Origin of the sequence: Pleomorphochaeta sp. (genome assembly GCF_050031695.1) — a bacterium.
Lineage (GTDB): Bacteria > Spirochaetota > Spirochaetia > Sphaerochaetales > Sphaerochaetaceae > Pleomorphochaeta.
On sequence record NZ_JBNAIC010000031.1, the window covers coordinates 1 to 8,640 of the forward strand.

At 23.7% G+C, this 8,640-nt stretch carries 6 protein-coding genes; 4 read left to right on the plus strand and 2 right to left on the minus strand.

Annotated features, from left to right (window positions below; translation table 11 throughout):
- Positions 1-717: 717 nt before the first annotated feature.
- On the minus strand, positions 718-1,971 hold the full coding sequence (locus ACPKM0_RS06160) for an ATP-binding protein (RefSeq protein WP_472474316.1): 1,254 nt from the start codon (positions 1,969-1,971) through the stop codon (positions 718-720).
- 548 nt (positions 1,972-2,519) lie between these two features.
- Complete coding sequence (locus ACPKM0_RS06165) at positions 2,520-3,062, minus strand: hypothetical protein (RefSeq protein ID WP_472474318.1); 543 nt, start codon at positions 3,060-3,062, stop codon at positions 2,520-2,522.
- A gap of 348 nt (positions 3,063-3,410) precedes the next feature.
- Between ACPKM0_RS06165 and ACPKM0_RS06170 the strand changes: the two genes are divergently transcribed.
- The 4 genes from ACPKM0_RS06170 (at position 3,411) to ACPKM0_RS06185 (ending at position 8,476) form a co-directional block, all read left to right on the plus strand.
- On the plus strand, positions 3,411-4,634 hold the full coding sequence (locus tag ACPKM0_RS06170; protein WP_472474320.1) for an AAA family ATPase: 1,224 nt from the start codon (positions 3,411-3,413) through the stop codon (positions 4,632-4,634).
- The gene (locus ACPKM0_RS06175) at positions 4,627-4,896 is read left to right on the plus strand and encodes a hypothetical protein (RefSeq protein WP_472474322.1); all 270 of its coding nucleotides are present in this window, start codon (positions 4,627-4,629) and stop codon (positions 4,894-4,896) included. The genes ACPKM0_RS06170 and ACPKM0_RS06175 overlap by 8 nt, the downstream gene beginning before the upstream one ends.
- A gap of 297 nt (positions 4,897-5,193) precedes the next feature.
- Complete coding sequence (locus tag ACPKM0_RS06180; RefSeq protein WP_472474324.1) at positions 5,194-6,390, plus strand: ATP-binding protein; 1,197 nt, start codon at positions 5,194-5,196, stop codon at positions 6,388-6,390.
- Positions 6,391-7,201: 811 nt separating this feature from the next.
- A complete protein-coding gene (locus ACPKM0_RS06185) occupies positions 7,202-8,476 on the plus strand; it encodes an ATP-binding protein (protein ID WP_472474326.1) in 1,275 nt (424 codons plus the stop codon).
- Positions 8,477-8,640 lie beyond the last annotated feature (164 nt).

An 8,640-nucleotide genomic window follows, 5' to 3' on the forward strand; every position in this document is an offset into this window, starting at 1 on the left:
GCCTTCAATTTTCTGATTTGAATTATTATAGATTTTCACAGTTAAGTGAAGATATAGAGGGATCACATATTTTAGGTAATTTAAGCTTCACATTTAGAATTTAATTAAAAACTTATAGATATTCAAATAGGTTTAGCTTTCGCTAAACCTATTTTTTTATTCTATAAATATCAATTTAAAGTTTTAAGATCATAAAAAGTAATTAGACTAAATATTTACTATACCACTTCTCATAATCTTTTATCAAATAAGTAATTGAATGCTATTAAATATCAAACTATATCAAAATAATTAGGCTCATTCCCAAACTTTGTGTGATTATATTTTAGGAATGATTTCCTACTTTCAATGAAATATCTATCGATCCAATAATCGGCTCAAAATAGTGTGATTAACCCTATATCTAATCAAATTGATTCAATTAATAACTTAGATTAGAAAATTTAAAATATACCTAACTTTAATTATAGCAATTCTTTCATTCCTTAATTTTAAAAAGAGTAGATACTTTTTTCTATAGTTCTCATAATAACATCCACCTTTTTAGCTATATTTTCTGCTAAATAGATTTCATCATCTAATAAGAAACTTATCACTTTCTTTTAAGTCATATTCAAACAAACATATAGCTTCTTGATTTTTAATATTATTTCAAAAATAATTATATAAAAAACAACAGGCTAGCTATTTGATAAAACTTGTTGATAGTTTCTATGCTTAAAAATCAAGACTATTTTCATTAAGTAAAAAATCATAAATATTCATTGTAATTATTCCATTTTCATCTCTATACATTTTTACAATATCACGTGTGATAATTATCTTTTTAAAGGAATCTTTAATATTAAGCAATGATGCTTTTTCTTGTTCAATTTTTCTTTCTGTTGGAAGACTTAATGCTGATTGAATATAATATCTTTTACTACCTAAATTAGCAACAAAATCAACTTCTAATTGCTTTTTCTCAAAACGATTATCTTCTGTTTTATTACGTTTAAAAACAATTCCTACATCGACTTGATAACCTCTTAATTTTAGCTCATTATAAACAATATTTTCCATGAGATGCGTCTCTTCTATTTGACGAAATCCTAGTCTAGCATTCCTAAGTCCTACATCTTCAAAATAATATTTTAACTGAGCTCCAATATATTTTCTTCCCTTAACATCAAAACGGTATGCTTCATTTACAATAAAAGCATCTTTTAAAATATCAATATACTTTTTAATTGTATTAATACTAATTTTGGATTGTATAGAACTTTGGAAAGTTTTTGCAATTTTACTCGGATTAGTAAGGGAGCCAATACAAGAAGCAAGAGTATTAATTAAATCATTTAATTCTTGAGTTTTTTCTATGCTATTTCTTTCTACGACATCTTTAATATAAGTCTCTTCAAATAATCTAGTTAAATAATTAATTTTTTGCTTATCTGTTTTCATTAATATTGTTAATGGCAGTCCACCAAAAGTTACATATTCAGCCCAACCTTCATATTTATCTCCTTTATAAACACTCATAAATTCTTTATAGCTTAATGGGTAAATATGAATTTCATCTCCACGCCCTCTAAATTCTGTAAGAATATCTGATGATAAAAACTTTGAATTACTTCCTGTAACGTAAATATCAAGATTACTTATATGTAATAATGAATTTAAAACATCTTCAAATTCATTCAACATCTGAACTTCATCTATAAATAAATAATATGTTTCTTTATCTTTAATTAATAATTCTATGTATTTAAGAACAACTTGTGGAGATCTATACTTCTTATTCTCAAATTTATCTAACTCTATCTCAATAATATGACTTTCATCAACAGTGTTTTTCAATAAATAGTTTTTAAATAATCTAAATAATAAATATGATTTTCCACTTCTTCTTATCCCAGTTATTACTTTAATTAGACTATTATCCATACGATTAATTAGTTTATTCAAATAAATATCTCTTTGAATTTCCATAGATGCTCCCATATTGACAAAATTGGGTAAAAATACCCTCTTTTATCAAAATAATAATACATGGCAAAGCTACATACAAGATATATATTGACAAAAACGGGTAACTTTACCCTTTTTTATCAAACTTTAAATAAAATTTTTAGTTTTTAACTGATTCAAAACATAATTAAATCGAATAATCCTATAGAAAAATATAAAAAATGTATTGAAAATAACGGTTCCTTCATATATTGCAACAAAGTAGGAATAATGGACATTTTACTTTACACTAGAGGATTTTATTAAGACTTAAATATCCAATATCAACTAGACAATAAAAAGGATTAAATAATATGAAGTTAATAAAAGAGTTGCCTCTGTAAATAGAGATATGGAGTATTTTTTTCTACAATTATTTGAGAAAAGTAGACCTCATATAGAGCATAGAACTTATAAAAAGGTTTATGATAAGTGGTATAGTAAAAATTTAGTCAAATAAATATTCCACTGAAAACTCTCATAAACCTATTTTAATACCTAAATAAATTTCTTTATTTTGATATACCTTTTTATAATAAATTTATAAGAGCAGATACAACTAATAAGCCATTCGCATTATCACTTTCTGTTGGAATAATATACTTTGCACAAGTTGTAACACTCTCAGAAGAAATTTCTACTAAAAAACAATAACCTTCGGCATCTATTTCTAATAAAGTCTCTTTTTCCCCTAGGTATTCACCAGTTATTTTTTCATTTATTAAAGTATATCCTCCACCTATTTTCAATTCATTAGAACCGTTACTACTAAGTGGAAGAGTTAAAGCTCCAGTTATTATTTGATCACTAGTAATAAGTGAAAGACCATCAGGTAGGGTAAGCCCTTCTAATGATGGTTCATAAAATATCATATCATAATAGCCTGTTATATAATCACCTAATCCTAGCTTTATACCAAATCCATAACCAGGTCCAACTTCAATTTCTTCTTCTACAAAAACACCTATTGTTCCACCAGCACTTAAAGAAATCACTTCATCTAAATTTTCTTCTGCAAATATTGGGAACAATATAAACAAACTAATAAAAATAGCGACTAAACGTTTTTTCATTTTTCCTTCCTCAATTTTTTTTAAATTGTAAATAATAAAAGCTCTAAAATCAAGTTTTGCACTACATTATATTTACAATTAGTTAAATAATCAAAAAGCTCAAAATATTTTAATTAAATAAACAATTGTTCTTTATTTTACAATCAATAAAGAAATTTTCTTTATTTCTAATTGATATCACTTATAAAAGAGTAATTGTCCCATATTCTTTTTAATTACTAGTTGAACTATTTTTTAATATTAAAATTAAACAAAATTCTGTTTTTATATATTGAAAAATACCTATAAATAGAATATTATATATTAACTAAAACATAATATTGGTTTAGTTTTAAAAGGAGATAAAAAATGATAACTAGATATGAATTTAAAAATTTCTGTTCTTTTGAAGAATTAAGCATTTTAGAATTACTAGCACCTTCTAATAAAGTAAAAAATAGATTTCCTGATAATTTTGTAAAAACTGAATATGGATTAGATATTCTAAAAACTGCTGTTATTGTTGGTGAAAATGCAGGTGGTAAAACTAATGTAATTAAAAGTTTAAATTTTCTAAAAAAATTATTCCAAACTAATAATATAGTAAAATCTTTTAAAAACCTAATTAATATAAATAATATATGCTCAGATAAAATTAAAGATTGTAATACTGAACAATCTTTTTATCTTGAAGTACTTTTAGATAAATCACTTTATATTTACTCATTAAAAATTGATCATATAGGAATAGTAGAAGAAAAATTGTCAGTAAAAAAAACTTGTAATTCTAAAATAAAAGAAATACTACTAGCAAAAAGAAATATACTAGATGATAGTAATGACAAAGTTGCTCATTTAAATTATAAATTAAGTTTAAATATTTCAGAAGAAAAATATGAGCCTATTGCGAATGCATTAGAGGCAAATGAATTAGGTTTGTATATAAACAAACTAGCTTTAGTAGGAAATCCAAGTTGTAGCAAGTTTGTTGATTTTATCATTAATGATTTATATGCTGATGAAATCCTTTATTCATATAATATATTAAAAGATTATAAAAAAGATGAAGATGACCAAAAGATAATAAAAGAACTTAGGTTTTTAGATATTTTAAAAATGGTAGACCCTTCTATTATTGGATTAGAAATTAATGAAGAACATCCTTTTATGAAATCTTTAATTAAAAGGAAAAAACAAAATGGAGATGTTTTTTCAATGGAATTAGATAAAGATTCTAGTGGAGTAATAAAATTCTTTTCCCTAGCAGTTCAAATATATAGAGTTGTTTATGAAAATAAAATCATCTTTGCTGATGAAATGGATAAAGTACTAAATCCAATTTTATCCGATAAAATTATCTCATTTATTAATGCAAAATCACATAAAGGTCAATTTATTATAACAACACATAATGCTTTGCATCTAGATTTAAAAAAATATATGAAAGAACAAATTTATTTTGCAACTAAAAATCCAGATACACTTAGTTCAGAATTATATAGCTTAGCTGATTTTTTACAAGTGCGTTATGAAACTACTAAAATTCACGAATTTTATATGAAAGGGATTCTTGGAGGAATAACTAATGCCTAATAGTAGATGTTCAAAAAAATCAAGAAGAAGAATACGCTCAACTCGTCCAACTTTTTATATCCTATGTGAAGGTGATACTGAAAATAATTATTTTAATGGAATGAAAAAAAGAGAAGATTTATCTATTACTTTAGAAACAGTACCTATGAAAGGTGGAGGATATAATAATTTTTTAGAAAAGATAAACGCTTCAGGTTCAAGTGGTTATATTTGTCAAGTAAAAAATACCCCAAACTTCAATTCAAAAAGTATCAGGATATAGGGGTGCAGATCATACTATTTTTTACACAAAACATCTTACCACGTACATACCAACTTATTAACATAGAATATTCAATTTTTGAAAATATATACGTTAGTATATTTAGATATTCTAATAATCTTTCAGTTTTCATAATTAAAGTTACTTAATCATAAATTAAATTGGTTTAAATATACTTTATTAATTCATCAAAAATTAAATACATTTAATTTTAATAGACTTTTTTCATAATAGTTAAATTCATTTTATTTACTTTCACACAAATCTCCAATATAATTTAATCACAGGGAGATCATGATGATAAATGTTATAAGAGAAAATTATTTAAAGAGAATAAGACCATTTTATAATTTAGAAATGATCAAAGTAATTACAGGTATGCGTCGCTCTGGTAAATCTGTATTAATGAATCAAATAATTGATGAATTAAAATCAAAAGGGATTAATATAGAAAATATCATCTATTTAAATTTAGAAGATTTTGAAAACAGAGACTTACTGCTTGATGAAAATTTATATAACTATATAAAAAATAAAATTGTCAACAATGATAAATATTATATATTTATTGATGAAATACAAAATGTAGTTGGGTTTGAAAAAGTAATCAACTCATTAAGGTCCACTAATAACTGCAGTATATTTATAACTGGATCAAATTCAACTTTGCTATCAGGTGAATTAAGCACTTTGTTAGGTGGAAGAACAGTAAGCTTTAATTTACTACCCTTTAAATTTAGTGAATATGTAGAATTTAATAAAGATAATAAAACCTCTATCGATGACCTGTTTTTAGAATATTTAAAATGGGGAGGTCTCCCTCTTGTATGTAAAATTGACAAAGAAAGTAAAAACATTCTAATTGAAAATATATATAATTCAATTGTTTTAAAAGATATCATCACAAGAACTAATACTAAAAATGGTTATAGTCTCGAAAAAGTAATTGATTATTTAGTAGGAAATTCAGCAAAATCAATTTCAGGTACAAATATATCAAGAGTATTAACTCATAATAATGTTAAAGTATCGACACCTACTGTTTATGAATATATTAATAATACTGTAAAAGCTTGTATCATAGATAAAGTCACTAGATATGACATTAAAGGGAAAAAGAAACTATCGAATGAAGAAAAAATTTATACTAAAGACTTGGGCTTTTTTAATTTAAAAAAAGATAAGGGATCTATGGAATATGGAGCATTAATAGAAACTGTCATTTATAATGAATTAATTGCTAGAGGTTATAAAGTATATGTTGGGAAAACTTATAAAAGTGAAGTTGATTTTATTGCTGAGAAAAATGATGAAAAATTCTATATACAAGCGTGCTATTTGCTTAATGATTCTAAAACAATTGAAAGAGAATTTTCAGCATATAAAAATATTAAAGATAATTATCCTAAATATATAATTAGCCTCGATAAAATATTACTTAAAAGAGATGGTATTATACATCTTAACTTAATTGATTTTTTATTAGAAAATTAAAGATAACCGCTTCTAATATTATATTAGTATCCAATTGCAGCACTTTGGGACGATTAATTTTTATTAAAATGTTTAAACTTTCCCTGCCTCTTCTTAGATGCTAGGACATATATATATTTCTTTAACAAAAAAAATAGTACTGAGTTTGCTTTCAATATTTAGATGTCTTAAATTAACTTCATATTTATCATTAACATGTAATCGTTTATTATAATTAGGACAAATGGGTGATTCTTCATACATTTTTAATAGTCCATCAATAAGATACATTAGTTTATTTGACTTTGTTTCAACAATTTCTGTATTTGTATTGGTAAAACCTTTTTATACTAAAGGTAATTTGATATATCTCATATAGGATAATTCTCTTTTGTTATGTGTTGTAACTACAACTATAGAGACCTTACCACTTTTTTACAATTTATTTAAAAAATCTAATTTTATTATTTATGATACTAATTCTAAATCACACAAAGTTTATAATTGAACCAAAATATTTATATAGATTGGCAATTTTCACTCATATGAAAAAACAAATCAGTTCAATATTTATGAAACGATACTAATAATATCGTTTCAAAATGCAACGATATATGACACGATTTTAATGTCGTTGCACAATTGTTTGAATGATCATTTATTTTATATATCTATGGGAAATTAGTAAATCTTATAGGTCTAATTAATAAAATTAATTTGCAACGATACTCAAATTATCGTTCTAAAATAGAACGATAAATGAAACGATATAAAAATCGTTGCACTTTTACTAATATATTGTTATAATAAAGTATAAGAAAGGTAATAATATATGTTTGAAAGAGAGAAATTCAATTTAGAATTCAAAGAAATAATAAATAAATCATTTTTAAAAACGGTTAGTGCATTTTCAAATTACAATGATGGAAAAATAATATTTGGTATTAAAGATAATTCTGAAATTATTGGAATTGATATTTCAGATGAAAATTGTTTAAAAATAGAAAATATGATTAATAGTACAATATCTCCAGTTCCATTTTATAAAATTGAAATAAAAACAATTAATGATAAAAATATTATAATATTAAATATTTTGAAAGGGAAATATACTCCATATTATTATCATGGAAAAGCCTATAATAGATCTAATACCTCTACTATTGAAATAGATAGACTACAATTAAATAGATTAATTTTAGAAGGTTCTAATCTTAATTATGAAAATATGAAATCACAAAAACAAGATTTAGAATTTAATTTTTTGGAAAAAGAACTTATTAATATATTAGGGATAGAGAAAATAAGTTTAGATATTCTAAAGACACTAAATCTCTATGATAAAAACGGATTTTACAATATTGCTGGAGCACTTTTAGCAGATAATAATGATATAAATAACTCCGGTATTGATATAGTAAAATTTGGGGAAAATATCAATCAAATTTTATTTAGAAAAACTTTAAATAAAATCTCACTATTGGACCAATATAATAAAACCCTTGAAATATTTGAAACATATTTTCAATTTGAAGAAATCGAAGGTTTTAAACGTGTAAAAAAAGAATTAATCCCAAGAGAAGCTTTTAGAGAAGCAATCGCAAATGCCTTAGTTCATAGTGTATGGGATACAAATTCATATATTAAAATATCTATATATGACAATAGAGTAGAAATATTATCTCCAGGAGGTTTACCAAATGGAATATCAAAAGACGAATATTTAAAGGGTAATATTTCTATATTAAGAAATCCAATTTTAGCTGGAGTATTTTATAGATTAAATATAATAGAAAAATTTGGTACGGGGATTTCTAGAATTATAGAAGAATATAGAAATAATATCACTAAACCTAATTTTGAAATCTACGAGAATAGCATTAATATTATTTTACCTTTAATTGAACTTGAACCAACAAATTTAACAACTGATGAATTATTAGTTTATAAAATACTAAATAAAAATGGTGAATTATCTAGAAATGAATTAGAAAAATTCACAGGATATAATAAGTCTAAAATGGTAAGAATAATCAATAAGCTAGTTAATCGAAATATAGTTAGAAAACTGGGTAGAGGCCCTAATACAACTTATAATTTAATATAACTAAATTAATTAATAAGTATATTAACAATAATTAAGTATGTTATACAAAGCACCTTAGTTAAAAAGTTTACTATTACATATCACTTTTCATTTACTTAATAAAACTAATAATAATTGCCATTATATAGATTTTTTCTTTATGTCTTGATATTTTCTATCTCTAT